Source organism: Phycicoccus jejuensis (assembly GCF_000720925.1).
Taxonomy (GTDB): Bacteria; Actinomycetota; Actinomycetes; order Actinomycetales; family Dermatophilaceae; genus Phycicoccus; species Phycicoccus jejuensis.
Map to the genome: position 1 here is coordinate 287,769 of NZ_JOEE01000008.1, position 26,859 is coordinate 314,627.

The following is a 26,859-nucleotide window of genomic DNA, read 5'->3' on the forward strand; positions in this document are numbered from 1 at the left end:
CCGAAAAGGTGAGGCGGGTGGGGTCAGAGGTACTGGCCGGTGTTGGCGACGGTGCTGATGGACTTGCCGGGCTCGGTGCCCTCCTTGGTCTTGATGAGCGTGCGGATGTAGACGATCCGCTCGCCCTTCTTGCCCGAGATGCGCGCCCAGTCGTCCGGGTTCGTCGTGTTCGGCAGGTCCTCGTTCTCGCGGAACTCGTCGGTGCACGACTGGAGCAGGTGGTCGACCCGCAGGCCGCGCTGGCCGGTGTCGAGGAGGTCCTTGATGGCCATCTTCTTCGCGCGGTCGACGATGTTCTGGATCATCGCGCCGGAGTTGAAGTCCTTGAAGTAGAGGACCTCCTTGTCGCCGCCGGCGTAGGTGACCTCGAGGAAGCGGTTCTCCTCCTCCTCGGAGTACATGCGCAAAACGACCGCGTCGATCATCGCCTGGACGGTGGCGTCGTCCGACCCGCCGTTCTGGGCGACGTCGTCGGCGTGCAGCGGCAGGCCGACCGTCAGGTACTTCGCGAAGATGTCGCGGGCGGCCTCGGCGTCCGGGCGCTCGATCTTGATCTTCACGTCGAGGCGGCCGGGACGCAGGATCGCCGGGTCGATCATGTCCTCACGGTTCGAGGCGCCGATGACGATGACGTGATCGAGGCCCTCGACGCCGTCGATCTCGGCGAGCAGCTGCGGGACGATCGTCGTCTCGACGTCGGAGGAGACACCCGAGCCGCGGGTGCGGAAGAGCGACTCCATCTCGTCGAAGAACACGACGACCGGGAAGCCCTCGTTCGACTTCTCGCGCGCCCGCTGGAAGATGAGGCGGATGTGCCGCTCGGTCTCGCCGACGTACTTGTTGAGCAGCTCGGGGCCCTTGATGTTGAGGAAGAAGGACTTGCCGGGCTCGCGCCCCTCCTTCTCGGCGACCTTGCGGGCCAGGCTCGCCGCGACCGCCTTGGCGATCATCGTCTTGCCGCAACCGGGCGGGCCGTAGAGCAGGACGCCCTTCGGCGGCTTGAGCTGGTGCTCGGTGTAGAGGTCGGCGTGCAGGTAGGGCAGCTCCACGGCGTCGCGGATGGCCTCGATCTGCCGGCCGAGCCCGCCGATGTCGCGGTAGCCGATGTCCGGGACCTCCTCGAGGACGAGATCGGCGACCTCGGCCTTGGGGATGCGCTCGTAGACGAACCCGGAGCGCGACTCGAGCAGCAGCGCGTCGCCGGCCCGGACCGTGACGTCGTCGAGGGAGGCCGCCATCCGGCAGACCCGCTCCTCGTCCGCCTGCGCGACGACGAGGACGCGCCCGCCCTCGAGCACCTCCTTGCACAGGACGACCTCGCCGACGGTCTCGAAGCCGTGCGCCGCGACGACGTTCATCGCCTCGTTGAGCATCACCTCGCGGCCGGGCCGCAGGTCGCCGGCGTCGATCGACGGGCTGACCGCCACGTGCATCTTGCGGCCGCTCGTGAGGATGTCGGCGGTGCCGTCGTCGAAGAGCTCGAGCACCGTGCCGTACGCGGCGGGCGGCTGCGCGAGCCGGTCGACCTCCGACTTCAGGGTGACGATCTGCTCGCGGGCGTCCCGGAGGGTGCGCACGAGGCGCTCGTTCTGCGCCGAGAGGGTGGCGGCCTGGGAGCGGACCTTGGCCAGGTCGCGCTCGAGCGAGCGCAGCTGGGCCGGGCTGGCCTCGCCCGACCGGCGCATCGCCGCGAGCTCGGCCTCGAGGGACGCGCGCTCGGCCTCCAGGCGCTCGGTCGTGTCCTCGGGTCCACGGGGCTCGTCGGTGCTCATACCCGAGCCTAACCCCGGCGGATCAGGGTGAGCCGGAGGTTCCGGCCACCGAACGCCGCACCTTGCGAACCTTCTTGTCCGAGGGCACCCGCTCGCCGACGTTCTCGGGGGTCCAGTCGGCCTCGGTCGCCTCCTCGCTCGTGACGTAGCCCTTCCCGGGCCGGCGCTTGCGCAGCGGCGGGGTGGTGCCGGGGGCGAGGCGGCGGGTCGTCACGAGGAAGCCGGTGTGCCCGTGCATCCGGTGCTGGGGGCGGACGGCGAGGCCCTCCAGGTGCCAGCCGCGCACGAGGGACTCCCACGCCTGCGGCTCGGTGTACGTGCCGTGGTCGCGCATCGCCTCGGCGACCTTGGAGAGCTGGGTCGCAGTGGCGACGTAGCAGATGAGGACGCCGCCGGGCGCCAGCGCCTCGGAGACGGCGTCGAGGCACTCCCAGGGGGCCAGCATGTCCAGGACGACGCGGTCGACGGTGCCGGGCTCGACGGCCTCGGGCAGCGACTCGACGAGGTCGCCGACGGTCACCGTCCACGCGGGGTGGTCACCGCCGAAGAACTCGCGGGCGTTGCCCCGGGCGATGTCCGCGAAGTCCTCGCGCCGCTCGAAGGACAGCAGCCGCCCGTGCTCCCCCACCGCGCGCAGCAGCGACATCGAGAGCGCGCCGGACCCGACGCCCGCCTCGACGACCGTCGCGCCGGGGAAGACGTCGGCCATCATGACGATCTGGCCGGCGTCCTTGGGGTAGACGACGGCGGCGCCGCGGGGCATCGACATGACCCAGTCGGCGAGGAGCGGCCGCAGGGCGAGGTACTGGACGCCGGCGGTGTTGGTCACCGTCGAGCCGTCGGGCGCCCCGATGAGGTCGTCGTGGCTCAGGTGGCCGCGGTGGGTGTGGAACTGCTTCCCGGGGGCGAGGGTGATCGTGTGCAGCCGGCCCCGGGGGTCGGTCAGCTGGACGCGGTCGCCCTCGGCGAAGGGGCCGCGGCGGTGCTCGGCTCCGGTGGCACTCATGGCGGGGAGTCTAGGTGCGGCGTCGGGTGCGTCCGGCAGCGGCGTCGATGCCGGCGGGCACGAGCAGGCCCCACGGCGCCCCGCCCCGCGTGAGGACGACGACCTCGACCCCCGACTCGGCCATCGCCCGCAGCGGCCGGCCGAGCTCGTCGCCCGGCTCGGCCTCGAGGACGTTGGCGTCGGGCAGGCGCTCGACGAGGGCCCCGACCGGGGTCGTCGCAGGCGCGTCCAGGGGCACCCGCCGCAGCAGGAGGGTCGGGCGGCCGGTGTCGTCGGCGACGAGGACGTAGGCGGGGTGCTCGCGCGCGACGGCCAGCGGGGTCTCGGGCGGCAGGACGGTGACGGCCGCCGCGGCGTCCCCGACCCGGACGGTGTCGAAGAGCCGCTCGACCTCGGCGCGGTGCAGCCCGGCCGTCGCGCCGCTCCACAGCACCCACGCCATGACCAGGCCGATGAGCAGGTCGAACAGCTGCGGGGTGTCTCCGCGCAGCAGCGGCAGGACGAGGAACCAGACGACGATGCCGACGGCGACGAGCCGTCCGATCCACCCGGCGACGAGCAGCCCGAGGTCGCGGCGGCCGGTCACCGCCCAGACGAGCGACTGGAGGGCGGCGCCACCGTCGAGCGGCAGCCCGGGCAGGAGGTTGAACACCGCGAGGAGGGCGTTGAGCAGGCCGAAGGACCACGCGAACTGGCCGACGTCGCCGTCCTGCGACCAGCCGACCCCGAGGCCGACGGCGGCGAGCACGGCGTTGACGAAGGGCCCGGCGAGCGCGACGACGGCGGTGCGCCCCGGGGTGGCGCCGGTGGCGTCGTACGAGGTGTGCCCGCCCCAGACGGTGGCGACCACCTGGTGCACGTGGAAGCCGAGGCGCCGGGCCGAGAGGGCGTGCCCGACCTCGTGCCCGAGGACGGCGACGAGGATCGACACGACGAGCCAGGCGGCGTAGGCGACGCCGTAGGTGGGCCCGTTGACCGAGCCGGCCCGGTAGCCCTGGAACGCCACGAGGACGGCGAGGATGAGCCAGGTCCGGTCGAGGTAGACGGGGACCGTCGCGACCCGGCCCAGCCGCACGGATCCCGCCGGGGCCGGGGGCGAGGTGGACATGCCGCCGACCCTACGCGAGCCGGACGGCATACTGATGTCCTCCCCGACGACGTCCCGAGAGGACCACGAGCAGCCCCGTGAGCGCCCAGCACCGACCCGATGCCACCGACGCCCTGACCAGTGCACTCCGTGAGCGGGTCCTCGTCCTCGACGGCGCGATGGGCACGATGATCCAGGCCCGCCAGCTGTCCGAGTCCGACTACCGCGGAGACCGGTTCGCCGACCACCCGAGCGACCTGCGGGGCAACAACGACCTGCTGTCGCTGACCCAGCCGGACGTCATCCGCGAGATCCACGAGGCCTACCTCGACGCCGGCGCCGACCTCGTCGAGACCAACACCTTCAACGCGCAGCGGATCTCCCTCGCCGACTACGGGATGTCCGAGCTCGCGTACGAGATGAACGTCGCGGCCGCGACCCTGGCCCGGGCCGCGTGCGACGCGGTCGAGGAGCGCAGCGGCCGTCCGCGCTGGGTCCTCGGCACCCTCGGGCCGACGAACCGCACCGCCTCCATCTCGCCCGACGTCAACGACCCCGGCGCGCGCAACACGAGCTTCGACGAGCTCGCCGAGGCCTACCTCGAGCAGGCCCGCGGCCTCGTCGACGGCGGCGCCGACGTGCTGCTCGTCGAGACGATCTTCGACACGCTCAACGCCAAGGCGGCGATCTTCGCCCTCGAGACCCTCTTCGAGGAGCACGACCGCCGCTGGCCGGTCATGATCTCGGGGACGATCACCGACGCCTCGGGCCGGACGCTGTCCGGGCAGGTCACCGAGGCCTTCTGGTACTCGGTGCGCCACGCCCGCCCGCTCGCCATCGGCCTCAACTGCGCGCTCGGCGCGAGCGACCTGCGGCCCTACGTCGCCGAGCTGTCGCGGATCGCCGACTGCTTCGTCTCCGCCCACCCGAACGCCGGCCTGCCCAACGCCTTCGGCGAGTACGACGAGGGGCCCGAGGCGATGGCCGAGGTCGTCGGCGAGTTCGCCTCCGCCGGCCTGGTCAACATCGTCGGCGGCTGCTGCGGCACGACGCCCGGGCACATCGCCGCCATCGCGGCGGCCGCCGCGGACGGCACGCCGCGCGAGCCCGCCGAGGTCGCGCCGGCGCTGCGGCTCTCGGGCCTGGAGCCCCTCGTCGTCGCCGACGACAGCCTCTTCGTCAACATCGGCGAGCGCACGAACATCACGGGCTCGGCCCGCTTCCGCCGGCTGATCCGCGAGGAGGACTACCCGACCGCGCTCTCGGTGGCCCGCCAGCAGGTCGAGTCCGGCGCGCAGGTCATCGACGTCAACATGGACGAGGGGATGATCGACGGCGTCGCGGCGATGGACCGCTTCCTCAAGCTCATCGCCTCCGAGCCGGACATCTGCCGCGTCCCGGTCATGGTCGACTCGAGCAAGTGGGACGTCATCGAGGCGGGCCTCAAGGTCACCCAGGGCAAGGCGATCATCAACTCGATCTCGATGAAGGAGGGCGTCGAGCCCTTCCTCGCGCACGCCCGGCTCGCGCGCAAGCACGGGGCCGCCGTCGTGGTCATGGCCTTCGACGAGGAAGGCCAGGCCGACAGCCTCGAGCGCCGCCAGGAGATCTGCGGGCGCGCCTACCGGCTGCTGACCGAGGAGGTCGGCTTCCCGGCCGAGGACATCATCTTCGACCCCAACGTCTTCGCGGTCGCCACCGGCATCGAGGAGCACGCCGCCTACGGCACCGACTTCATCGAGGCCACCCGCTGGATCTCCGAGAACCTCCCCCACGCCCTCGTCTCCGGCGGTGTCTCGAACGTCTCGTTCAGCTTCCGCGGCAACAACGCCGTCCGCGAGGCCATCCACGCCGTGTTCCTCTACCACGCGATCCACGCGGGGATGGATATGGGCATCGTCAACGCCGGCGCCCTCGTGCCCTACGACACGCTCGACCCGCGCCTGCGCGACGCCATCGAGGACGTCGTGCTCAACCGGCGCGAGGACCCGCAGGAGGCGACCGAGCGGCTGCTCGAGCTCGCCGAGGAGTTCCGCTCCGACGGGCAGGCCGCCGAGGCCGCCGCCGAGGAGTGGCGTGAGCTGCCGCTGCGCGAGCGGATCACCCACGCGCTCGTCAAGGGCATCGACGACCACGTCATCGACGACACCGAGGCGCTGCGCCTCGAGATCGCCGAGGCCGGCGGCCGCCCGCTCGAGGTCATCGAGGGCCCGCTCATGGACGGGATGAACGTCGTCGGCGACCTCTTCGGCGACGGCAAGATGTTCCTCCCCCAAGTGGTCAAGTCCGCCCGCGTCATGAAGAAGGCCGTCGCGCACCTCGTGCCGTACATCGAGGCCGAGAAGGACGAGGCCGCCCGACAGAAGAGCAAGGGCAAGGTCGTCATGGCCACGGTCAAGGGCGACGTGCACGACATCGGCAAGAACATCGTCGGTGTCGTCCTCCAGTGCAACAACTACGACGTCGTCGACCTCGGCGTCATGGTCCCGCTGCAGAAGATCATCGACACCGCGCGCGAGGAGAAGGCCGACGTCATCGGCCTGTCCGGGCTCATCACGCCCAGCCTCGACGAGATGGTCCAGGTGGCCACCGAGATGGAGCGCCAGGGCCTCGACCTGCCGCTGCTGCTCGGTGGGGCGACGACCTCGAAGGCGCACACGGCCGTCAAGGTCGACCAGCGCTACTCCGGTCCGGTCGTCTGGGTCAAGGACGCGAGCCGGTCGGTGCCCGTCGTCAGCCAGCTGCTCTCGGACGCCCAGCGCGGCCCCCTCGTCGACGGTGTGGCCCAGGAGTACGCCGAGCTGCGTCGCCGTCACGCCGCGAAGTCCGGTGAGCGCCCGCTGGCCGACCTCGCCACCGCCCGCGCGAACGCCCCTGCGCTGGACTGGTCCTCGTACCGTCCGATGCGCCCGCACCTGCTCGCGCAGCAGGAGGGCGACCGCTGGTCGGCGCCGAAGGACAGCCGCTGGCGGCGCGCCGCGCACCAGTTCACCCGCGTCTGGGAGGACTACCCGGTCGCGGACCTGCGCGAGTACATCGACTGGACGCCGTTCTTCCTCGCCTGGGAGGTGCGCGGGCGCTACCCCGACGTCCTCAACAACCCCACGACGTCCGAGGTCGCGCGCAAGCTCTTCGACGACGCGCAGCGGATGCTCGACCGCATCGAGCGGGAGCACTGGCTGCACCCGCGCGGCGTCGTCGGGATGTTCCCGGCGAGCTCCGTCGGGGACGACCTCGAGGTGTACGCCGACGAGGAGCGCACGAGCGTGCTCACGACCCTCCACGGGCTGCGCCAGCAGGGGCGGCACCGCGAGGGCGTCGCCAACAAGTGCCTCTCCGACTTCGTCGCGCCGAAGGAGACGGGCCTGCGCGACCACGTCGGCGCGTTCTCGGTGACGGCCGGCCTCGGCCTCGAGGACCGGCTCCAGGCGTTCAAGGACGAGCTCGACGACTACTCGGCGATCATGCTCGAGGCCCTCGCCGACCGGCTCGCCGAGGCGTTCGCGGAGCGGCTGCACCAGCGGGTCCGCACGGACCTCTGGGGGTACGCGGCCGACGAACGCCTCGACAACGCCTCGCTCGTCGCGGAGAAGTACCGCGGCATCCGACCCGCGCCGGGCTACCCGGCGTGCCCCGACCACACGGAGAAGACGACCCTCATGGCGCTCCTCGGCGGTGAGGAGCGCACCGGGGTGCGGCTGACGGAGTCGATGGCCATGTGGCCGGGCGCGTCGGTGTCCGGCTGGTACTTCGCCCACCCGGAGAGCCAGTACTTCGTCGTCGGGCGGCTCGGGCGCGACCAGGTCGAGGACTACGCGGCCCGCAAGGGCTGGGACCTGCGCACCGCCGAGCGCTGGCTCGGCCCGAACCTCGGCTACACCCCGGAGGACTGAGGCCCGGTCGCCGGGGTGGCGGCTCGGCGGTGTCGGGGCCGGCGCCTACCGTGGGCCCCATGACCCCCGCCCTCTCGCCGAGCCGCGCCGCGGACTTCAAGCAGTGCCCGCTGCTGTTCCGCTTCCGCACGATCGACAAGCTGCAGGGCCCGCCCTCCCCCGCCGCCGCGCGCGGCACCCTCGTCCACGCCGTGCTCGAGCACCTCTTCGAGCTGCCGGCCGACGAGCGCACCCCCGCGGCCGCCACCGCCCTGCTCGAGCCCCGCTGGCGCGCCCTCGTCGAGGAGCGCCCCGAGCTCGCCGCGATGATCGAGGACGACGAGCAGCTGACCGAGGAGGCCTGGTTCGCCGGCGCGCGCACCCTCGTCGAGCAGTGGTTCGACCTCGAGGACCCGACCCGGCTCGAGCCGGCCGCCCGCGAGCTGTACGTCGAGACCGAGATCGAGGGCCTGACGCTGCGCGGCTACGTCGACCGGCTCGACGTCGCCCCCGACGGTGCGATGCGGGTCGTCGACTACAAGACCGGCCGCTCCCCCGGCGAGCTCTTCGAGGCCAAGGCCCTCTTCCAGATGAAGTTCTACGCCCTCGTGCTGTGGCGCATCCACGGCGAGGTCCCCACGATGCTCCAGCTGGTCTACCTCGGCAACGGCGAGGTCGTCCGCTACGTCCCGGACGAGCGCGACCTGCGCGCCATCGAGCGCAACGTCCGCGCGATCTGGGACGCCGTCGTGCGGGCCGCGCAGACCGGCGACTGGCGCCCGCGCACCTCGCGGCTGTGCGACTGGTGCGACTTCCACGAGTACTGCCCCGAGTTCGGCGGCACGCCGCCGCCGCTGCCCGAGGGCGCGGGGCTCATCGCGCTCGACCCCGCCCGCTCGGGCGAGGCGTCACCCGACGACGAGTGACGCGACGGCCTCGGCGAGCCCCTGCGGGGTCATCCCGTCGAGGCCGCTCACCTGCACCGCGCCGGTCGTCTCGGGCACGGGCACGACGTGCGGGACCGCCAGGGTCGGCACCCCGGCCGCCACGGCCGAGCGGACGCCCGTCGGGCTGTCCTCGATGGCCACGCAGCGGGCCGGGTCGACGCCGAGCATCCGCGCCGCCGCCTGGTAGGGCTCCGGGTGCGGCTTGCCGTGCGACACCTCGTCGCCGGTGACGACCACCGCGAACGCACCGTCCGGCAGCGCCTCGACGACCGCGTCGGCGAGCACGCGCCACGACATCGTCACCAGCGCGCTCGGCACACCGGCGTCCCGCAGGGCGGCGAGCAGCTCGCGCGCCCCCGGCCGCCACGGCACGTGCTCGCGGACCTGGGCGACGACCCGGACGAGCAGCTCGTCGACGATCCGCTCGGGCTCCCAGTCGATCGGCGAGTTGGCCCGGATGAACTCGGCCGAGACCATGAGGTCGTTGCCGACGAGCTGGTGGGCGAACTCGTCGTTCCACGTCCCGCCGTGCTCCTCGACGATCGCGTGCTCGGCGGCGATCCAGTACGGCTCGGTGTCGACGAGGGTGCCGTCCATGTCCCAGAGGACCGCTGCGGGGAGGCTCATGAACGAGGAGCCTATCGAGCCGTAGGGTGGAGTCCTGACCCGCCTGAGGAGGACCCCCCGTGATCGAGCTCGAGGACATCGGCGATCTGCACGACCCCGTGATGATCGCCGCGTTTGAGGGCTGGAACGACGCCGGGGAGGCCGCCAGCTCCGTGCTCGAGCACCTCGCGGACGTCTGGGGCGCCGAGGTCGTCGCGGCCCTCGACCCCGAGGACTACTACGACTTCCAGGTCAACCGGCCGCGGGTCGTCGTCGAGGGCGGCAAGCGCCGCATCAGCTGGCGCACCACCCGCATCCTCGTGGCCCGCGACACCTCGCTCGGCCGCGACGTCATCATCGTCCAGGGCGTCGAGCCGTCGTTCCGCTGGCGGGCCTTCGCCGTCGAGCTGATGGAGCTCGCCGAGGCCGCCGACGTCTCGATGGTCGTCACGCTCGGCGCCCTCATGGCCGACGTCGCCCACACCCGCCCGATCCCGGTCACCGCCACCTCCGACAACGAGGACACCCGGCACCGCCACGGCCTGGAGGTGAGCGGCTACGAGGGGCCCACCGGCATCGTCGGCATCGTCTCCGACGCGGCGACCCAGGTCGGCATCCCGTCGGTGTCGTGCTGGGCCGCCGTGCCGCACTACGCCGGCCACTCCCCCAGCCCGAAGGCGACGCTCGCGCTCGTCGGGCGCCTCGAGGAGCTCTTCGACGCCCCGATCGAGCACGACGAGCTCGAGGACGACGCCCGCGCCTGGGAGCGGGGCATCAACGAGCTCGCCGAGTCCGACAGCGAGGTCGCCGAGTACGTCGAGAGCCTCGAGGAGGCGCAGGACACCGCCGAGCTCCCCGAGGCGAGCGGCGACGCCATCGCCAAGGAGTTCGAGCGCTACCTGCGCCGCCGCGGCACGGACGAGTCCGGCACCTCCGGCCCCGTCTGAGGGTCCGTCAGAGCCGGACGCCTAGCACGGCGTCGAGCGTCCGGGCCAGCAGCCCGGGCGCGGCGGGGTCCTCGCCGGAGGCGCCGGCCAGGGTCTCGTCGCACCACGCGTCGACGGCCTCGAGAGCGCGCGGCGTCGACAGGTCGTCGGCGACGGCGGCGCGCACCGCCGCGATGGTCGCCGTCGGGTCGGCGCCCCCGTTCGTCGAGAGGGCGCTGCGCCACCGGTCGAGGCGGGTCTGGGCCTGCGCCAGCAGGGAGTCGGTGTACTCCCAGTCGGTCCGGTAGTGCTGGGCGAGCAGGACGAGGCGGATGGCCATCGGGTCGACGCCGTCGGCGCGGAGCTTCGAGACGAGGACGAGGTTGCCCTTGGACTTGCTCATCTTCTCGCCCTCGTAGCCGACCATGCCCTGGTGGACGTAGAGGCGGGCGAAGACGTCGTCGCCGGTCAGCGCGTCGGCCTGGACGGCGCTCATCTCGTGGTGCGGGAAGACGAGGTCGCTGCCGCCGCCCTGGATGTCGATGGGGTGGCCGAGGTGCTCGAGCGAGATGGCCGTGCACTCGATGTGCCAGCCGGGACGGCCGCTGCCGAGGACCTCGTCCTCCCACGAGGGCTCACCGGCGCGGGCGCCGCGCCACAGGAGGGGGTCGAGCGCGTCGCGCTTGCCCTCGCGGTCGGGGTCGCCACCGCGCTCGGCGAAGACGTCGAGCATCTGCTCCCGCGTCCACCGCGAGACGTCGCCGAAGTCCGGCGTCCGGGCGAGGTCGAGGTAGACGTCGTTACCGTCACCCTCGCCCTCGGGCAGCGGGACCCGGTACGCCGCACCGGAGTCCAGCAGCCGCCGCACCGCGAGCCGGATCTCGTCCATCGACTCGACGACACCGCGGTAGGCGTCCGGCGGGATGACCGACAGGGCGGTCATGTCCTCGCGGAACAGGTCGATCTCGGACGTCGCGAGCTCGCGCCAGTCGCGGCCGTCGCGCGCCGCCCTCTCGAGCAGCGGGTCGTCGACGTCGGTGACGTTCTGCACGTACTCGACCCGGTGCCCGGCGTCGCGCAGCGCGCGCTGGACGAGGTCGAACGTCACGTAGGTGGCCGCGTGCCCGAGGTGGGTCGCGTCGTACGGCGTGATGCCGCAGACGTAGATGCGGGCGACCTCGCCGGCCCCGACGGGGACGACGGCGCCTCGGCTGGTGTCGTGCAGCCGGAGCGGCTCTCCGACTCCGGGGACCTCAGGGACGAAGGGGGTGGGCCACGACTTCACCGGGCAAGCGTACGGGGCGTGGTCAGAGCGCCGGCCACGGGATGGCGGGCCAGCCCGGTGCGGGGAGAGGGTGACGCCGGCGGCGCAGCAGCATGGCGACCCGGTGGGTCAGCGCGTCGACCTCCGCGGGGGTCAGCAGCGGCTCGAGCGCGTCGGGCAGGTCGGCGCCCAGCGCGGTGGCCAGGCGCTCCAGGCGGGCCAGGTCGGCGTCCGGCAGCGGCTCGCCGGCCCAGCCCCACAGGACGGTCCGCAGCTTGGGCTCGACGCCGAGGCTGACCCCGTGGTCGCAGCCCCGCACGGCGGCGCCGTCGCGCAGGACGTGGCTGCCCTTGCGGTCGGAGTTGTTGAGCGCGGCGTCGAGGACGGCCACGGTGCGCAGGGCCGGTTCACCGCAGTGCGCGACGACGACGGGCTCCCCGAGCGGCGACTCCCCTTCGAGGACGACGAGCCAGCCGTCGGGCACCTCGCCCGGCGTGACGACGTCGACGAGCGGCGGGGTGTCGTCCTCCCCCACCGACCCGACCCACAGCTGCACCGAGCCGTGCCCTCGCGGACCGTCGCGCAGCACGGTCGGCGGGACGACGTCGAAGCCGCCGGCCTCACTGACCAGCCACGCCGCCCGCTCGCGGGCCACGAGCGTGCCGTCCGGGTAGTCCCAGAGCCGGCGCTCGGTCATCTCGGGCTTGTGGATGGCCAGCACCTCGTCGGCCGGGTCGCCGACGAAGCAGAGGAGCGCGCCGTTCGAGGAGCCCTGGATGCGGCCCACCGGCGTCAGCTCGCCGTGGGTCAGCAGCTCCTCGAGGTCAGCGCCGGTACCCGTTGGCACGAGGGCAGATGTGGCCGGTGGGGTCGAGGGGCTGGCCGCAGAAGGGGCACGCGGGCCGGCCGGCGGAGAGCACCTTGCCGCAGCGCCGGGCGAAGGCCCGCGCCGCGACCGGGTCGAGGACGACGCGCAGGGTCTCGAGCCCGTCCTCGTCGGTCTCCTCCGGGTCCTGGTCGTGGCACTCGATGACGAGGACACGACGCTCGGGGTCCCACGCGAGGGCGAGGGTGTCGACCCGGAACTCGTCCTCGATGGGGGCGTCGAGCGGGTCGGTGTCGCCCTCGCCCAGCGGCTCGGTGGCCGCGCCCTCGGCGTGCGCGTCGAGCAGGTCGTTGACCCGGTCGGCGAGTGCGTTGACCTGCACCTTCTCGAGCGAGACCGAGACGGTGCGACCCCCGCCCCGGGCCTGGAGGAAGAAGGTACGGCCGCCCGGGGGGCCCACGGTGCCGGCGACGAAGCGCTCCGGCGGGTCGAACACGGTGGCAGGCATGGCACCCACCCTAGATCGAGAACCCCGCCGGCAGCTCCAGGCGGTGGCGGGCCATGAGGTCCTCGTCCCGGAGCAGGTCGAGGGTCGGCCCGTCCGCCACGATCGTGCCCTCCGAGAGGACCACCGACCGGGGGCAGAGCTCGACCGCGTAGGGCAGGTCGTGGGTGACCATGAGGATGGTCACGTCGAGGCCGTGGAGGATCTCGGCGAGCTCGCGCCGCGACGCGGGGTCGAGGTTCGACGACGGCTCGTCGAGGACGAGGATCTCGGGGCGCATCGCGAGGACGGTCGCGATGGCGACGCGTCGGCGCTGGCCGAAGCTCAGGTGGTGCGGGGCGCGGTCGGCGAGGTCACCGACCCCGACCGCCTCGAGCGCCTCGGTGACCCGGCCCTCGAGCTCGGCGCCGCGCAGGCCGAGGTTGGCCGGTCCGAAGGCGACGTCGTCGCGGACCGTCGGCATGAAGAGCTGGTCGTCGGGGTCCTGGAACACGATGCCCACACGCCGGCGCACCTCGAGGAGGTTCTCCTCGACGACCGGGAGGCCCGAGACCGTCACGGAGCCGTGGCCCGGCAGCAGGACGCCATTGAGGTGCAGGACGAGGGTCGTCTTGCCGGCGCCGTTGGGGCCGAGGAGCGCGACCCGCTCCCCCGGGTGGACGTGGAGGTCGACGCCGAAGAGCGCCTGGTGGCCGCCCGGGTAGGCGTACGCGACGGCGCGGAGGTCGAGGACGGGGGTGGTCATCCGGCCATCCTCGTCGAGACGGCGACGACGAGCGCCACCGCGGCCGGTGCGAGGCCGACGGCCCAGTCGCGGCCGGTGGCGGTCAGGGGCGCGGTGACGGGCATCGACCCGCTCCAGCCCCGGCTGACCATCGCCAGGTGCACGCGCTCGCCGCGCTCGTAGCTGCGGATGAACAGCGCGCCGGTGCCGGCGGCCAGCGCCGGCCACGAGCGGACCGAGCGGGCCGAGAACCCCCGGGAGAGGCGGGCGACCTTCATCCGGTGCAGCTGGTCGGCGACGACGTCGAGGTAGCGGACCATGAACGAGGCGATGAGCACGAGCGGGTCGGGCACCCGCAGGTGCTGCAGCGCCCGCACGAGGTCGCGGGGCGGGGTCGTGACGGCGAAGGTGACGGCGGCCAGCACGCCGGTCGTCCCCTTGAGGAGCAGCGCCACGGCGGCGGTGAGACCGGTCTGCGACACCGTGACCGGTCCGAGGGCGACCTGCGGGCCGACCGCGACGAACGGCAGGACGACCGCGAACACCGCGAAGGGCGTCTCGACGGCGAGGCGGGGCAGCACGTGGCGGGCCGGGACCCGCGCCGTGAGCAGGAGCACGACGGCGAGGGCGAGCAGCGCGCCGAGAGCCGGGTGCTCCTCGGAGGGCACGGCGACGACGGCGAGGACGAACGCCACGAGGCCGACGAGCTTGACGTGGGCGGGCAGCCGGTGGAGGACCGAGCGGCCCTCGACGTGCAAGTGCCGGCCGGGGCCGGACCCCACGTCAGTCGTGGGTCCGGTGGCCGCGGCGACGCACGAGCAGCACGAGGCCGAACATCACCAGGCCGGTGACGACCGCGCCGATGACACCGGCGAGGCCGCCGGAGAGCCGGGCGTCGCCGACCCCCTTGACCCCGTAGTCGGCCAGGGGCGACCCCGCCGCGGCCGAGTCGCGGGCGACGCCCTCGAAGCCGAGGGTGGTCGCGACGTGCTCGAGGCCGTCCGGGTGGCTGGAGGCGTAGAAGGAGACGACGCCGGCGATGACGAGGCAGACGGCCAGCCCGACGACGACGAGACGACGGGTGCTGACGCGCGGGGTGTCGGTGGCGGTGCTCATGCGACGGGCTCCGGGGTGCGCAGCTCGAGCGCGGGCATCCGCCCGCGTGCGACGTGGACGAGGTCGGGACGGGCGGCGACGATGCTCGTGACCGCGAGGAAGGTGATGGCCGCCTCGCCGAGCCCGATGAGGACGTGCCAGCCGACCATCGTCGCGGCGAGCGTGCCGAGCGGGATCGGCGCTGCTCCGCCGACGGCGTAGAGGCCGGTGAAGGTGAGCGCGGCGACGGGCACGCTGACGAACGCGCCGGCGGAGGCCGCGACGGGGATGCTCGCGAGGCGCCTGGGCAGCAGGGCCAGCACGCCGCGGGCGACCGCGTAGCCGACCCAGACGCCGACGACGCCCATGAGGACGACGTTCGTGCCGAGCGCCGTGACGCCGCCGTCGGCGAAGAGGAAGGCCTGCACCGCGAGGACGACGGCGAGGCAGAGCGTCGCGGTCGCCGGGCCGACGAGCACCGCGGCGAGCGCCGCCCCGAGCAGGTGCCCGGAGGTGCCGGCCCCGACCGGGAAGTTGACCATCTGGGCGGCGAACACGAAGACGGCGACGAGGCCGGCCAACGGCGCGGTGCGCTCGTCGAGCTCGCGCCGGGAGGCGCGCACGAGGGAGGCCCCGACGACGCCCGCGGCCACGACGCCGGTGGCGACGGAGGTCGGTGCGTCGAGGAACCCGTCGGGGACGTGCATGGTGACCTCCGGCTGTCGACGGTTGTTGTTGCGAACAGTGTGCAACAACTCCTGCACACTATTCGCAGGAGTGACGGTCGATCAACGCCGGGACCGCGAACCCCTCCGACCGGTCAGCCCGCTCCCCCGCCCACCGTCGAGTCGCCGGCGGCGTGCTGGGTCGGCATCGCGACGAGCCCCGCGAGGTCGCCACCGTGGGTGTTGCTCGTGAGCAGGACCATCCGGGTCGGTGTCACGTGGACGGCGCTGACCGAGCCGGGGTCGACCCGCACCCGCTGCAGCCCGCCGATGCCCGCCCCGACCGCCTCGGCGAGCACCGCCTTGATGGGGTCGCCGTGGCTGACGGCCAGCCACACGGCGGCCTTCCCGTGCTCGGCCTCGACCTCGGCGTCGAGGGCGCGGACGGCGCCGACGACGCGCTCGGCCATCTGTCCGAGCGACTCCCCCGCGTGCTCCTCCGACGGCGGGAAGGTCGCCGCGGCGGGGTCGTCCTGGATGGTGCGCCACAGCGGGTCCTTCGCGGCGTCGGCGAGCTTCCGCCCCGTCCACGAGCCGTAGTGGCACTCGCCGAGGCGCTCGTCCGTGTCGACCTCGAGCTCCGGCACGGCGACGGCGGCGGTCTCGCGGCACCGCTGGAGGGGGCTGCTGACGGCCCGCACGACGGTGAGCGGCGCGAGCCGCTCGGCCACCCGGGCGGCCTGCCCGCGACCGGTGTCGGTCAGGCCCACGCCCTCGGTCCAGCCGGCGAGCACCCCCTCGGCGTTCGCCGTCGAGTGCCCGTGCCGCAGGAGGAGGACGATCGCCACGAGAGTGAACTGTAGGCGTCGCACCCCGTGCTCGGCCCACGCGTCACCCACAATGGCCACCGTGATCGTCGACCGCGCCATCTACGAGGACGGGCACCGCCGCACCTGCGGGGACCTGTCCGACGAGCTCGAGGGCCTGCGTGCCTCGGGCGACCCCACCTCGTTCCTGTGGATCGGGCTCAAGGACCCGACGCAGGAGGAGTTCGACGACGTCAACGTCGAGCTCCAGCTGCACCCGCTCGCCGTCGAGGACGCGGTCAAGGGGCGCCAGCGCGCGAAGGTCGAGCTCTACGACGACAGCGTCTTCGTCGTCCTCAAGCCGCTGCGCTACATCGACCGCACCTCCGACATCGAGACCGGCGAGGTGATGGTCTTCGTCGGCGACTACTTCGTCGTCACCGTCCGCCGGGGCGAGCTGACCCCGCTGACCGGCATCCGGGCCCACCTCGAGGCCGACCCCGAGCTGCTGCGCGCCGGCCCTCTGGCCGTGCTGCACGGCGTGCTCGACCGGGTCGTCGACGGCTACGTCGAGATCGACGCCGAGGTGCAGACCGACCTCGACGAGATCGAGACGGCCGTCTTCTCCGACGCCCGCACCGACACGGCGGTCATCTACCGGCTCAAGCGCGAGGTGCTGGAGTTCCGGCGCGCGGTCCTGCCCCTGGCCGAGCCCTTGAAGATGCTCCACCACTCGCCGCGCAGCCCCGTGCCCGAGGGCGAGCTGCGCCTGCAGCTGCGCGACGTCTCGGACCACCTGCAGTCGGTGCTCGACCACGTCGAGTCCTACGACGACCTGCTGTCGGGCATCCTCTCGGCGCACCTGGCCCAGGTGTCGGTACAGCAGAACGACGACATGCGCCGCATCTCGGCCTGGGTCGCCATCGCCGCGCTCCCGACGATGATCGCCGGCATCTACGGGATGAACTTCGACAACATGCCCGAGCTGCGCTGGCACTACGGCTACTTCGCCGTGCTCGGCGTCATGGCGCTCGGGTGCACGACGCTCTTCCGCCTCTTCAAGCGCGCCGGCTGGCTCTGACCCCGGGCGTGCGCCCGTCGCAGGCCCCGCCCGGCCGTGTCAACGGACATCGCGATCGGCGTGAACTTCCGCGCCGTCACGGTGACGACGCGGAAGCTCACGGAGGACGCGGATACATCCGCGTCCCGCGCCAACATCCGCGTCACCCCAGTGACGGCGCGGGCGCGAGGGGCCGGTCAGGTCGCGCTGATGAGGCCCGCCGCGAGGGCGCCGGCGAGCACGAGGCCGAGGGCCACGCGGTACCAGACGAACGGGCGCAGCGAGTTGCTCGCGACGAACTTGAGCAGCCACGCGATCGAGGCGTAGGCGGTGACGAACGCGACGACGATGCCGACGAGCATCTGGCCGGCGCCGAGGACCTTGAGGTCGTCCCACGCGTCGACGAGCTCGAAGAGGCCGGCGGCGGTGAGGGCCGGGATGGCCATGAAGAACGACAGCTCGGTCGCCGTGACGCGGTTGATGCCGCGGGCGAGCCCGGCGGAGATCGTCGCGCCCGAGCGGGAGACGCCGGGGATGAGGCTGAAGCACTGGACGAGGCCGATGACGAGGCCGTCCTTGAGCGTCAGCTGCGTCTCGTCGCGCTGGGTGCCGGCCGCCTCGAGCGCGTCGTGGCGTGACTCGGCCCACCAGATGACCGCGCTCCACAGCACGAGGGCGGCCGCGACGACCCACAGGCTGCGCAGCGGTCCCGAGATGACGTCCTTGAGGGCGAAGCCGACGAGGCCGACCGGGATCGACCCGACGATGACGACCCACGCGAGCCGGTAGTCGCGCGCCTCGCGGGCTCTGGTGTCGCGCAGGCCGTTCACCCACGCCATGAACAGGCGGCCGATCTTGCGCGCGAAGTAGAGGAACGTCGCGGCGATCGCGCCGATCTGGATGATGGCCGTGTACGCCGTCACTGCGTTGGCGTCGACGGGGAGCCCCAGCAGGTGCTCGGCGATCGTGAGGTGTCCGGTCGACGAGATCGGCAGGAACTCGGTGAGTCCCTCGACGACGCCGAGGACGACGGCCTGGAAGTAGGAGAGCTCGACGGGCACCCGACGAGACTAGGGGGCGCGCCCCGTCATCGCCCAAACGCCGCGCTCAGCGGACGACGTCCGCCATCAGCCGCAGGACGGCGAGCCGCTCCTCGGTGGTGCGCGCGTACGGCGCCACCGAGAGGGTCGTCACCCCCGCGTCGGCGTACCGGCCGACGCGCTCCGCGATCCGCTCCGGCGGGCCGAGGAGGGCCGTCGCGTCGGCGAGCTCCATCGGCACGGCGTCGGCGGCGTCGCGGGGACGGCCGGCGAGGTAGAGGTCCTGGATGGTGTCGGCGGCCTCGTCGAACCCCATCCGGCGGGCCAGCCGGTTGTAGAAGTTCTGCTCCCGGCTGCCCATCCCCCCGATGTACAGCGCGGTGTACGGGGCGACGGCGGCGCGGGCGGCCTCGAGGTCGTCGGTGACGACGACGGGGACGGACGCGACGGTGTCGAAGCCGGCCATCGGGTCCTCGGGCGTGCCCCGGCCGGCCTTCTCGCGCCCCTCGCGCACGGCCGCGAACTGGTCGGCCGAGTGCTCCGGCGAGAGGAAGACGGCGAGCCACCCGTCGGCGACCTCGCCGGCGAGGCGCAGGTTCCGGGGGCCGACGGCGGCGAGGTAGACGGGCAGGTCCTGCCGCGGCGGGTGGATCGTCAGGCGGAGGGCCTTGCCGGCGCCGTCGGGCAGCGGCAGCGTGAAGTGCTCGCCGTCGTGGCTGACGGCCTCGCGGCGCAGCGCCGACCGGACGATGGAGACGTACTCGCGGGTGCGACCGAGCGGGTCGGCGAAGCGCACCCCGTGCCAGCCCTCGCTCACCTGCGGCCCGGACACCCCGAGGCCGAGGAGGAAACGCCCCCCGGAGAGGGTGTCGAGGGTCGCCGCGGTCATCGCCGTCATCGCGGGCGTGCGGGCCGGGATCTGCATGACGCCCGCACCCAGCCCGATCCGCTCGGTCTGGGCGGCGAGCCACGCGAGGACCGTCGGGCTGTCGGACCCGTAGGCCTCGGCCACCCACACGGACGCGTAGCCGAGCCGGTCGGCCTCCTGCACGAGGTCGAGGAGGTCCTCACCCATGCCCATCCCGGCGTACCCGCCGGCCAGTCCCAGACGCATGACCGCAGGCTAGCCCCACCCGCGCGGGCGCGGTGGGTCCGACGGCGCTGACGCCCTGCGTCAGGTGGGTCCTGTGGTGCGAAAAAGGCTGCGGTGAGCCCCGATCGGGCTGTGGAGAACGAGAGGGCCTGTCGGTGCCCGCCGGTAGGATGGGGGCACGAGGGGAGGGGGAGCCGGATGCCCACCACAGCCGCGCCACAGGACATGCTGGATGCCGTGCTCAGCGCCAGGGAGACGCGCACGGCGGTCGGTCCGCTCGCCGCCTCGTCGGGGTCGAGCGCGGAGTGGGCGGAGGCGCTCGGCGCCCTGCGCTCGCTCGTCGACGTCGCCACCGCGCGCGAGGACGAGGTGCTCGTGCGCCTCGCCGCCCTCGAGCCGATGGTGCTCGACGACGGCGAGCTCGTCGAGAGGCACCGGGCGCCCGGGCACGTCTCCCTCGACGCACCCGCCGTGGTCAGCGGCGTCCTCCACCTGTCGCCGCAGGCCGCCGAGTCGCGGGTCCGTGACGCCGTCCGCCGGGCCGCCGACGGACCGGAGGGCAGCCCGTCGTGCACCGGGCTGGGCGGGTTGCACAGGGCGATGGCCTCCGGCGCGCTGGACGCCCACCGCGCCCACGTCGTGGCGGGGAGCTCGAGGAGGCACCGGCCGACGTCGCCCGCACGGTCGTCGACGCCGTCGCACCGTGGTTCGAGCGGGAGGACGCGAGCCGGCTGCGGCGCAGGGTCCGTCGCGTCCTCGCCCGCCTCTCCCCCAACCTGCTCCGGCAGCGAGCGGTCCGCGAGCGTGCGGCCTCCTCGCTGCGGCGCTGGGCCGACGAGCCCGGGGTCGACACCTGGCTCGGCACCTTCCCCTCCGAGGAGGCGTGCCCGGCCTGGGCCGCCGTCGACGACCTCGCGCAGCGCTACGTGGCCGACGGCACCTGCGCCACGATCGACCGGGCCCGGGCCAAGGCGCTGACCGACCTCGTCGTCGCCCACGCCTCGGTCGAGGTCCGGGTCGTCATGGCGTCCGCGGCCGTCGCGGACCTCCCGGCCGACGCGCTCGTCGAGGTCGTCGGCCCCGGCGGCCCCGATCCGGTGCTCGTCGAGGCCGGATGGCTCGCCACGGCCGCCTACCGCCCCGGCGCCCGCCTCGCCGCGTTCGTCCGGGACCGGGACCGGCACTGCCGCTTCCCCGGCTGCCCCGTCTCGGCGCGGTTCTGCGACGTCGACCACGTCCGTCCCTGGCCGGCCGGTCCCACCGACGCCGCCAACCTCGTCTGCCTCTGCCGTCGACACCACCGCGTCAAGCAGCGTCCGGGGTGGCGCGTGACGCTCTCGGCCGACGGCGAGCTCACGTGGCTCGACCCGGCCGGTCGCACCCGGACCACGCGACCACCCGACCCGCCCGGGCTCGTCCTGCGGCGGACCGAAGAGGAGGCTCCGGCGCCATCCTCGACGGCCGCACCCCGTCTGGCCGTCCCCGACGGCCCGCACTCGGCGCTCGAGCACCGGCTCGAGTCCGCCGCCCTGGCCGGGCGACCACGCGACGGCTGCCGGGTCGAGCTGCACCACTCGTCGGGGTGGCCCCCGGTCGACCTGCCGCCGCACAGTCGCCGAGCGCCGTCACGACCCCGGCGAAGCGCCGCCCTTCTGACCGGTCAGCCCCTGGCCAGGAGCTCGTCCAGCATCTCGGGCTCGCGGTGGTACCCGGCGAGGTGCCCCGCGTCGTGCCACTCCACGAGCCTCGCGTGCGGGAGCACCGCGACGAGACGACGTGCCGCCTCCGTCGGGACGTTGCGGTCCTCGACCGCCTGGAACCACGTGAGCGACGTCGACACCTGTCCCGGATCGAGGTCCCACGGGGAGAGCAGGGCGACCACCTCGTCGACCCAGCCGTCGGGGCCGGCGCCGAGCGCCTCGGTGACCGCGCGGGTGAAGGCGGCGCTCCACCCAGGGTCCTGGAGGGTGGCGACGTCCGCGGCCGGAGCGGTCTCCATGACTGCGGTGAACGCCGCGAGCGGGTCGGCGACGAGCGCGTCGCGCGCGGCGCCCAGGAGCTGCTCGAGGCCCGTCCGGTCCCCGGCCGCCACGAGGCGATGGCTCTCGCGGTTCATCGGGATGGTCGCGTCCGCCTCCTCGGGCGTGAGCGGGGCGAGGCCGTTGACGACGGTCGCCGCCCGGACGCGGTCCGGGTGGCGGGCACAGAAGGCCAGCTCGTGCGCCGCCCCGCCGCTCGCCCCGAGGACGAACGCCGACTCCACGCCGAGCCGGTCGAGCACCCGGGCCAGGTCGTCGGCGTGCTCGGCGAGGCCCCGGCCGGGCAGTCGGGTCGAGGCCCCCAGGCCGGGGCGCTCGGTCGTGACGACGCGCAGGCCGCGCTCGCGCCACGGTCCGGTGTCGGCGCGCACGCTCCAGCGCGACCCCGGGGTCCCCGGCACGCGCAGGAGCAGAGGTGAACCGGGCGCACCCCACTCGGTCCACGCCACGGATCGCCCGTCCGGCGTCGTCAGCCGGCCTTCGCGGTAGCCCTCGTCCCACGCCACGGCAACGACGATCCCACCATCCGGCGGCGGTCGGCCAGGTCTCGCGCGGCCTCGTCCCAGGTCGGGTGCTCGAACTCGAAGCCGGCCTCGAGCAGCCGGCCGGGCACGACCCGACGGCTCTTGAGGAGCAGCTCGGTGTCGGTGCGCAGGGCCAGCGCGCCCAGCTCGGCCATCCACGCGGTGGCCGGCAGCCCCGGGCGCCCGCCCCACGCCCGGCGCAGGCCGCGCATCAGGTCGCGCTGGGTCACCGGGCCGGGGGCCGCGAGGTTGACCGGACCGGCCAGGTCGTCACGTTCGAGGAGGAGGAGCACCGCCCGGACGAAGTCGGCGTCGTGGATCCACGACACGTACTGCCCTCCCCCGGCCACCGGTCCCCCGACTCCCAGGCGGGCCATCCACGACATGACGTCGAAGACCCCGCCCCGGTCCGGGCTCATGACCATCGCGGCGCGCAGGGCCACCCGGCGGGTGTGCGGCAGGTCGGCCTCCTGCTGCGCCGCCTCCCACGCCCGCGCGATGCGCACGCTGTACTCCCAGTAGCCCGGGACGCCCCGCTCGTGCCCGCCGATGACCCCGGTCGCCTCGTCGTGCGCACCGTCGCGGCGGTCGGCGTAGATCGTGGCGGTGCTCATCTGCAGCCAGACCGGCGGCGGCGCTGCGGCCGCCTCGAGGGCCCGGCCGACGGCGCGCGTCGAGTCGACGCGCGAGTCCATCATCTGCCGCAGGTTCTTCTCCGTGTAGCGACAGCTGACGGTCCGACCCGCGAGGTTGACCACCGCGTCGGCGCCGTCGAGCTCACGCGCCCACTCCCCCACCGTCCGCCCGTCCCAGACGACGTGCCGCACCCCGCCCTCGAGCTGCTGCGGGCTGCGGCTGAGCACGACGACCTCGTGCCCGGTCGCCGCGAGCGCCCTGCGCAGGATGCCTCCGACCTGACCGGTTCCCCCCGGGATGACCACCTTCACGAGGCCGAGCATAGGTGCGCGCCCCGCGGTCCGCACGAGGGCAAACCCGGTGGCGGGCACCCGGGCAGGACGGACCCGTCCTCGAGCTGGCCGTCGGCACCGGGCGGGTGGCCATCCCTCTCGCCGAGCGGGGCCTCGAGGTGCACGGCATCGAGGTCTCCGAGCCCATGGTGGACGTCCTGCACCACAAGCTCCCCGGCCTCCCGGTGACCGTCGGTGACATGGCGAGCGCCGGCTGCCCCCGGGCCAGACGGCCGTCCCGTTCGACGTCTCGCCCGACCACGTGGGGTTCCACACCTACGACCCGGCGACCCAGGAGGCCACCTCGCACCACTACACGCGCGAGCCCGACGGCTCGTTCCGGAACGGCGAGCACCACTTCCGCTACGTGTGGCCGTCCGAGTGCGACCTCATGGCGCGCCTCGCCGGGATGGAGCTCGAGCGGCGCAGCGCCGACTGGCGGGGCTCCCCCTTCACCGCGGACAGCGAGGCCCACGTCTCGGTGTGGCGCAGGCCGGTCGACGCGCGCGGGTAGGGTCGCGGCCATGGAGACGCGCCGCCTCGGAGCCACCGGACTCACCGTCTCGCGGCTCGGCCTGGGGACGATGGCGTGGGGCACCCGCACGTCGGCGGAGGACGCCAAGGACCTCCTCACGGCGTTCCGGTCGGCCGGCGGCACCCTCGTCGACACCGCCCACGGCTACGCGGGCGGCGCCGCCGAGGAGCTGCTCGGTGACCTCCTCCGGGGCCCGGACCGCGACGAGGTCGTCCTCGTGACCAAGTCCGGCATCAGCCGGTCCACGGGCCACCGGGTCGTCGACTGCTCCCGCCGCACGATGCTCCACCAGCTCGAGCTGTCGCTGCGCCGCCTGGGCACCGACCACGTCGACGTCTGGCTCGCGCACACCTGGGACGACGAGACCCCGCTCGAGGAGACCGTCAACGCCCTCGTGCACGCCTGGCAGAGCGGACGGGCCCGCTACGTCGGCGTCTCCAACCACGTCGGCTGGCAGGCCGCCCGCACGATGTCGCTCCTCCAGGACGCCGGCGTCCCGCTGGCCGTCGACTCGGTCGAGTACTCCCTCGTCGAGCGACGTCCCGAGCGCGAGCTCGTCGCCGCGGCGGCCTCGCTCGGGTTCGGCCTCCTGCCCTGGTCGCCGCTCGGCCGCGGGGTCCTCACCGGGCGCTACCGCGCCGGGGTGAGCGCCGACTCGCGGCTGGCCTCGGAGGAGTTCTCGCGGTTCGCCGGACGACACGTCGGCGACCACACCCGCGGTGTCGTGGACGCCGTGCGCACCGCGGCGGACGGCCTCGGCCTCCCGCCGGCCGTCGTCGCGCTCGCGTGGGTCCGTGACCGGCCGGGAGTCGCCGCGCCCGTCGTCGGGCCGCGCACACCGGGCCAGCTGAGCGTGCTCCTGGCCTCCGAGGGCCTCGACCTGCCGGAGCAGATCGTCGACGCCCTCGACGAGGTCTCGGCCGAGCACGCCTGATCCGCGGCCCGCGGGCGGTGCGGACGAGGGCTCAGTCGTCCTTCTCGTCGTCGTCGTCCTCGTCGTCGAACTCGTCGTCGTCGAGACCGGAGTAGATCCGGGCGCGGTCGCCGTCCTCGTCGTCGTGGTCGTCGAGGTCCTCGTCGTCGTCCCCGGCGTAGACGTCGAGCGGCGTCATCTCGCCGTAGGCGTCGTAGAGGGCGCCGTCGTACTCCTCGAAGGCGTCGGCGACGTCCTCGTAGGCGGCGACGACGGTCGGGTCGTCCTCACCGCGCCGGGTGCTCGCGGCCTCCAGGTGCCGCTCGAGAGCGGACACGAGGTGGGCGAGCGCGGCGCGCGGGTCCGAGGCCATGTCCCGAACCGTACCGGTCCTGGCGCAGAATGTGTCGGTGGCCGACTACGAGTACCTCGTCCTGAGCTTCGGGCGCGAGGTGAAGCGCAACGACATCCGCCGCGCCCTGACCGAGCACGCCGAGTACGGGCACTGGGAGCTGGCGACCACCCGCACCTACGTGGGTGGGCTGACCCGCACCTGGCTGCGCCGGAAGATCATCCGCGCGCGCCGCACCTACGACATCGCCGTCTGACGACGCCGCGGGCGCGGCTCAGCAGGTCTCGAGCAGGCGCCCGAGGACGCGCGTGCCGAAGCGCAGCGAGTCCGTGGGCACGCGCTCGTCGATCCCGTGGAACATCGGGGCGAAGTCGAGGTCGGCCGGCAGCCGCAGCGGGGCGAACCCGTAGCCGGTGATGCCGAGCAGCGACAGCGCCTTGTTGTCGGTGCCCCCGGAGAGGCAGTACGGCAGCACCTCGGCGTCCGGGTCCTCGGTGCGCAGCGCGTCGACCATCCGCTCGACGATCGGCGCGTCGAACGGCGCGTCGAGGGCGATGTCGCGGTGGAGCACCTCGACCTGCACGTGCTCCCCGGCCAGCTCGCGCAGGGTGTCCATGAGCAGGTCCTCGTGCCCGGGCAGGAAGCGGCAGTCGACGTTGGCCGAGGCGTGCTGCGGGATGACGTTGTGCTTGTACCCGGCGTCGAGCATCGTCACGTTGCTCGTGTCCTGGAGGGTGCCGCGCACGAAGCCCTGGGCGCCGCCGAGGTGCTCGAGCAGGTCCTCGAGGTCCTCGTCGGACCAGCCGGTGCCCGTCAGCTCGGACAGCCCGTCGAGGAGCGTGCGCACCGACGGGATGTACTCGCGCGGCCACTTGTGCGCCGCGATCCGGGCGATCGCCTCGGCCAGGCGCACGATCGCGTTCTCGTCGTTGGGCACCGACCCGTGCCCGGCGCGCCCGGTGGCGGTGAGCCGCAGCCAGGCGATGCCCTTCTCGGCCGTCTGCAGCAGGTACGTGCGACGCTCCTGCCCGTCACGGTCGGTGACCGTGACGCTGTAGCCGCCCACCTCGCTGATCGCCTCCGTGACGCCCTCGAAGACCTCGGGGTGCTGCTCGACCATGAAGTGCGAGCCCTGCACGCCCCCGGCCTCCTCGTCGGCGAAGAAGACGACGACGAGGTCGCGCGGCGGTATGACGCCGCGGCGAGCGATGTCGCGGACCGAGGCCAGCATCATCGCGTCCATGTCCTTCATGTCGACGGCGCCGCGGCCCCAGACGCAGCCGTCGCGCTCCTCCCCCGCGAACGGGTCGACGGACCAGTCCTCGGCGTTCGCGGGCACGACGTCGAGGTGGCCGTGGACGCACAGGGCGCCGCGCTCGCGGTCGGCGCCCGGGATGCGGACCGCCACGGTGACCCGACCGGGCTCGGACTCGTAGGTCTGCGGGTCGAGCCCGACCTCGCGCAGCTGCTCGACGACGTAGGCGGCCGCCTCGGCCTCACCGGGACCGCTCCCGTCGCCGTAGTTGCTCGTGTCGATGCGGATCAGCTCCTGGCAGATCCGGACGACCTCGTCCTCGGGGCGCAGCGTGTCGGTCATGTCCCCCACCCTAGGAGCCTCGGCGCGGCAGGGGCGATTTCGGTTCCGGGCCGGTGACCGTGTAATGTTTCGCGCTGTCGGAAGGCCTCCCCACGGGCCCGAAGAACACCACTCGTCCGGGTGGCGGAATTGGCAGACGCGCTAGCTTGAGGTGCTAGTGCCCGTATAGGGCATGGGGGTTCAAGTCCCCCCTCGGACACAAACGGCATGGTCCGTGATCAGCGAGAAATCGCTGGTCACGGGCCATTCGTCGTTTCTGGGCAGAGGTGCACGAGTACGCACGGATGCGCAGAAGTGGTCTCTCATCCGACACGCAACCGACACGAAACGACACGAGGAGACACTCATGGCACGACGAGGCTTCGGCCAGATCCGCAAGCTGCCCTCCGGCCGGTGGCACGCGCGGTACACCGGCCCAGACACCGCGCTCCACAACGCCTGAACCGCCCCGGCGAGTCCGGAGACTCAGTTGCGTGACAGCTCGGCCGGCGGCTGGGCTGCTGTTTGAGCGTAGTAGTGGTCCTCGGCCTCGGCCGGTGGGATGTCGCCGCAGTACTCGTACAGGCGGCGATGGTTGAACCAGTCGACCCACTCGGCGGTGGCAACGGATCCGAGGTCGGCGCCGGTGCGTTGCCGG

General features: G+C 73.5%; 26 protein-coding genes, 1 tRNA gene and 1 pseudogene. 10 read left to right on the plus strand and 18 right to left on the minus strand.

The features are described from left to right. Positions 1-23: 23 nt before the first annotated feature. The 3 genes from arc to IG69_RS0116190 are packed head-to-tail and all read right to left on the minus strand — an operon-like array spanning position 24 to position 3,886. Positions 24-1,772 carry a proteasome ATPase gene (arc, locus tag IG69_RS0116180; protein ID WP_030529212.1) on the minus strand — a complete coding sequence of 583 codons (1,749 nt, stop codon included), beginning with the start codon at positions 1,770-1,772 and terminating at the stop codon, positions 24-26. 22 nt (positions 1,773-1,794) lie between these two features. After that, a complete protein-coding gene (locus tag IG69_RS0116185; protein ID WP_036830371.1) occupies positions 1,795-2,778 on the minus strand; it encodes a tRNA (adenine-N1)-methyltransferase in 984 nt (327 codons plus the stop codon). 10 nt (positions 2,779-2,788) lie between these two features. Beyond that, positions 2,789-3,886, minus strand: coding sequence for a site-2 protease family protein (locus IG69_RS0116190; RefSeq protein ID WP_051750650.1), 1,098 nt, complete (start codon positions 3,884-3,886; stop codon positions 2,789-2,791). 77 nt (positions 3,887-3,963) lie between these two features. Between IG69_RS0116190 and metH the strand changes: the two genes are divergently transcribed. Together metH and IG69_RS0116200 are read left to right on the plus strand one after the other, a co-directional pair. Beyond that, positions 3,964-7,758, plus strand: coding sequence for a methionine synthase (gene metH / locus IG69_RS0116195; RefSeq protein WP_030529215.1), 3,795 nt, complete (start codon positions 3,964-3,966; stop codon positions 7,756-7,758). A gap of 59 nt (positions 7,759-7,817) precedes the next feature. Then, positions 7,818-8,663, plus strand: coding sequence for a RecB family exonuclease (locus IG69_RS0116200; RefSeq protein WP_030529216.1), 846 nt, complete (start codon positions 7,818-7,820; stop codon positions 8,661-8,663). On the opposite strand, the gene IG69_RS0116205 is transcribed toward IG69_RS0116200, so the two are convergent. Further along, entirely contained in the window at positions 8,646-9,311 is a 666-nt protein-coding gene (locus IG69_RS0116205; protein WP_036830373.1) for an HAD family hydrolase, read from the minus strand. The two genes, IG69_RS0116200 and IG69_RS0116205, sit on opposite strands and share 18 nt — an antisense overlap. A 59-nt stretch (positions 9,312-9,370) precedes the next feature. On the opposite strand from IG69_RS0116205, the gene IG69_RS0116210 reads away from it, so the two are divergent. Continuing rightward, positions 9,371-10,237, plus strand: a complete 867-nt coding sequence (locus IG69_RS0116210; RefSeq protein ID WP_030529218.1) for a PAC2 family protein — start codon at positions 9,371-9,373, stop codon at positions 10,235-10,237. A 7-nt stretch (positions 10,238-10,244) separates the two neighbouring features. Here IG69_RS0116210 and mshC read toward each other — a convergent pair whose 3' ends face one another. The 8 genes from mshC to IG69_RS0116250 all read right to left on the minus strand — a co-directional run bounded on the left by mshC (position 10,245) and on the right by IG69_RS0116250 (position 16,143). Continuing rightward, positions 10,245-11,501, minus strand: coding sequence for a cysteine--1-D-myo-inosityl 2-amino-2-deoxy-alpha-D-glucopyranoside ligase (gene mshC / locus IG69_RS0116215; RefSeq protein ID WP_030529219.1), 1,257 nt, complete (start codon positions 11,499-11,501; stop codon positions 10,245-10,247). 22 nt (positions 11,502-11,523) lie between these two features. Continuing rightward, positions 11,524-12,327, minus strand: coding sequence for an SCO1664 family protein (locus IG69_RS0116220; protein ID WP_030529220.1), 804 nt, complete (start codon positions 12,325-12,327; stop codon positions 11,524-11,526). Next, complete coding sequence (locus IG69_RS0116225) at positions 12,305-12,814, minus strand: DUF3090 family protein (protein ID WP_030529221.1); 510 nt, start codon at positions 12,812-12,814, stop codon at positions 12,305-12,307. The genes IG69_RS0116220 and IG69_RS0116225 overlap by 23 nt, the downstream gene beginning before the upstream one ends. Before the next feature lie 10 nt (positions 12,815-12,824). Next, entirely contained in the window at positions 12,825-13,556 is a 732-nt protein-coding gene (locus IG69_RS0116230) for an energy-coupling factor ABC transporter ATP-binding protein (protein WP_030529222.1), read from the minus strand. Continuing rightward, positions 13,553-14,317, minus strand: coding sequence for a cobalt ECF transporter T component CbiQ (cbiQ, locus tag IG69_RS0116235; protein WP_030529223.1), 765 nt, complete (start codon positions 14,315-14,317; stop codon positions 13,553-13,555). The genes IG69_RS0116230 and cbiQ overlap by 4 nt, the downstream gene beginning before the upstream one ends. A gap of 1 nt (position 14,318) precedes the next feature. Further along, on the minus strand, positions 14,319-14,651 hold the full coding sequence (locus IG69_RS22540; protein ID WP_030529224.1) for a PDGLE domain-containing protein: 333 nt from the start codon (positions 14,649-14,651) through the stop codon (positions 14,319-14,321). Further along, on the minus strand, positions 14,648-15,337 hold the full coding sequence (locus tag IG69_RS0116245; RefSeq protein WP_030529225.1) for an energy-coupling factor ABC transporter permease: 690 nt from the start codon (positions 15,335-15,337) through the stop codon (positions 14,648-14,650). Before IG69_RS0116245 ends, IG69_RS22540 begins: the two co-directional genes overlap by 4 nt. A 113-nt stretch (positions 15,338-15,450) precedes the next feature. Continuing rightward, entirely contained in the window at positions 15,451-16,143 is a 693-nt protein-coding gene (locus IG69_RS0116250) for an MSMEG_4193 family putative phosphomutase (RefSeq protein ID WP_030529226.1), read from the minus strand. 61 nt (positions 16,144-16,204) lie between these two features. Between IG69_RS0116250 and corA the strand changes: the two genes are divergently transcribed. Next, positions 16,205-17,182, plus strand: coding sequence for a magnesium/cobalt transporter CorA (gene corA / locus IG69_RS0116255; protein WP_030529227.1), 978 nt, complete (start codon positions 16,205-16,207; stop codon positions 17,180-17,182). A 176-nt stretch (positions 17,183-17,358) separates the two neighbouring features. Here corA and IG69_RS0116260 read toward each other — a convergent pair whose 3' ends face one another. From IG69_RS0116260 to IG69_RS0116280, 4 genes are all read right to left on the minus strand, one after another. Further along, positions 17,359-18,222: an undecaprenyl-diphosphate phosphatase gene (locus IG69_RS0116260; RefSeq protein WP_030529228.1), complete on the minus strand. Its 864-nt coding sequence runs from the start codon at positions 18,220-18,222 to the stop codon at positions 17,359-17,361. 46 nt (positions 18,223-18,268) lie between these two features. Beyond that, on the minus strand, positions 18,269-19,315 hold the full coding sequence (locus tag IG69_RS0116265; RefSeq protein WP_030529229.1) for an LLM class F420-dependent oxidoreductase: 1,047 nt from the start codon (positions 19,313-19,315) through the stop codon (positions 18,269-18,271). Between the two features lie 1,639 nt (positions 19,316-20,954). Beyond that, positions 20,955-21,839, minus strand: a complete 885-nt coding sequence (locus IG69_RS21230; RefSeq protein ID WP_051750651.1) for an alpha/beta fold hydrolase — start codon at positions 21,837-21,839, stop codon at positions 20,955-20,957. Continuing rightward, positions 21,803-22,804: a TIGR01777 family oxidoreductase gene (locus IG69_RS0116280; RefSeq protein WP_051750652.1), complete on the minus strand. Its 1,002-nt coding sequence runs from the start codon at positions 22,802-22,804 to the stop codon at positions 21,803-21,805. Before IG69_RS0116280 ends, IG69_RS21230 begins: the two co-directional genes overlap by 37 nt. A 107-nt stretch (positions 22,805-22,911) precedes the next feature. Here IG69_RS0116280 and IG69_RS23190 point away from each other — a divergent pair. From IG69_RS23190 to IG69_RS0116290, 3 genes and pseudogenes are all read left to right on the plus strand, one after another. Further along, positions 22,912-22,971, plus strand: a pseudogene (locus IG69_RS23190) (hypothetical protein); the annotation flags it as partial. 116 nt (positions 22,972-23,087) lie between these two features. Then, complete coding sequence (locus tag IG69_RS23195; protein ID WP_051750653.1) at positions 23,088-23,339, plus strand: hypothetical protein; 252 nt, start codon at positions 23,088-23,090, stop codon at positions 23,337-23,339. 10 nt (positions 23,340-23,349) lie between these two features. Next, complete coding sequence (locus tag IG69_RS0116290) at positions 23,350-24,294, plus strand: aldo/keto reductase (protein ID WP_030529233.1); 945 nt, start codon at positions 23,350-23,352, stop codon at positions 24,292-24,294. A gap of 31 nt (positions 24,295-24,325) precedes the next feature. Here IG69_RS0116290 and IG69_RS0116295 read toward each other — a convergent pair whose 3' ends face one another. After that, positions 24,326-24,646 carry a hypothetical protein gene (locus tag IG69_RS0116295; RefSeq protein WP_030529234.1) on the minus strand — a complete coding sequence of 107 codons (321 nt, stop codon included), beginning with the start codon at positions 24,644-24,646 and terminating at the stop codon, positions 24,326-24,328. Positions 24,647-24,683: 37 nt separating this feature from the next. On the opposite strand from IG69_RS0116295, the gene IG69_RS0116300 reads away from it, so the two are divergent. Next, the gene (locus tag IG69_RS0116300; RefSeq protein ID WP_242525646.1) at positions 24,684-24,881 is read left to right on the plus strand and encodes a DUF5703 family protein; all 198 of its coding nucleotides are present in this window, start codon (positions 24,684-24,686) and stop codon (positions 24,879-24,881) included. A gap of 18 nt (positions 24,882-24,899) precedes the next feature. Here the strand turns inward: IG69_RS0116300 and IG69_RS0116305 are convergent, their stop codons facing one another. Beyond that, positions 24,900-26,222, minus strand: coding sequence for a M20/M25/M40 family metallo-hydrolase (locus tag IG69_RS0116305; RefSeq protein WP_030529236.1), 1,323 nt, complete (start codon positions 26,220-26,222; stop codon positions 24,900-24,902). A gap of 114 nt (positions 26,223-26,336) precedes the next feature. Here IG69_RS0116305 and IG69_RS0116310 point away from each other — a divergent pair. Further along, a tRNA-Leu gene (locus tag IG69_RS0116310) sits at positions 26,337-26,421 on the plus strand. A gap of 147 nt (positions 26,422-26,568) precedes the next feature. Then, entirely contained in the window at positions 26,569-26,664 is a 96-nt protein-coding gene (locus IG69_RS23345) for a hypothetical protein (protein WP_483823625.1), read from the plus strand. The last annotated feature ends 195 nt before the right edge of the window (positions 26,665-26,859 follow it).

What these genes read in the sequence shown, in the direction of transcription:
- IG69_RS0116295 (WP_030529234.1), bottom strand. Translation starts at nt 24,646, where the DNA reads ATGGCCTCGGACCCGCGCGCCGCGCTCGCCCACCTCGTGTCCGCTCTC.
- IG69_RS0116205 (WP_036830373.1), bottom strand. Translation starts at nt 9,311, where the DNA reads ATGAGCCTCCCCGCAGCGGTCCTCTGGGACATGGACGGCACCCTCGTC.
- IG69_RS0116225 (WP_030529221.1), bottom strand. Translation starts at nt 12,814, where the DNA reads ATGCCTGCCACCGTGTTCGACCCGCCGGAGCGCTTCGTCGCCGGCACC.
- IG69_RS0116245 (WP_030529225.1), bottom strand. Translation starts at nt 15,337, where the DNA reads ATGCACGTCCCCGACGGGTTCCTCGACGCACCGACCTCCGTCGCCACC.
- IG69_RS0116305 (WP_030529236.1), bottom strand. Translation starts at nt 26,222, where the DNA reads ATGACCGACACGCTGCGCCCCGAGGACGAGGTCGTCCGGATCTGCCAG.
- IG69_RS22540 (WP_030529224.1), bottom strand. Translation starts at nt 14,651, where the DNA reads ATGAGCACCGCCACCGACACCCCGCGCGTCAGCACCCGTCGTCTCGTC.
- IG69_RS0116230 (WP_030529222.1), bottom strand. Translation starts at nt 13,556, where the DNA reads ATGACCACCCCCGTCCTCGACCTCCGCGCCGTCGCGTACGCCTACCCG.
- arc (WP_030529212.1), bottom strand. Translation starts at nt 1,772, where the DNA reads ATGAGCACCGACGAGCCCCGTGGACCCGAGGACACGACCGAGCGCCTG.
- IG69_RS0116185 (WP_036830371.1), bottom strand. Translation starts at nt 2,778, where the DNA reads ATGAGTGCCACCGGAGCCGAGCACCGCCGCGGCCCCTTCGCCGAGGGC.
- IG69_RS0116190 (WP_051750650.1), bottom strand. Translation starts at nt 3,886, where the DNA reads ATGTCCACCTCGCCCCCGGCCCCGGCGGGATCCGTGCGGCTGGGCCGG.
- IG69_RS0116200 (WP_030529216.1), top strand. Translation starts at nt 7,818, where the DNA reads ATGACCCCCGCCCTCTCGCCGAGCCGCGCCGCGGACTTCAAGCAGTGC.
- IG69_RS23345 (WP_483823625.1), top strand. Translation starts at nt 26,569, where the DNA reads ATGGCACGACGAGGCTTCGGCCAGATCCGCAAGCTGCCCTCCGGCCGG.
- IG69_RS0116290 (WP_030529233.1), top strand. Translation starts at nt 23,350, where the DNA reads ATGGAGACGCGCCGCCTCGGAGCCACCGGACTCACCGTCTCGCGGCTC.
- IG69_RS0116265 (WP_030529229.1), bottom strand. Translation starts at nt 19,315, where the DNA reads ATGCGTCTGGGACTGGCCGGCGGGTACGCCGGGATGGGCATGGGTGAG.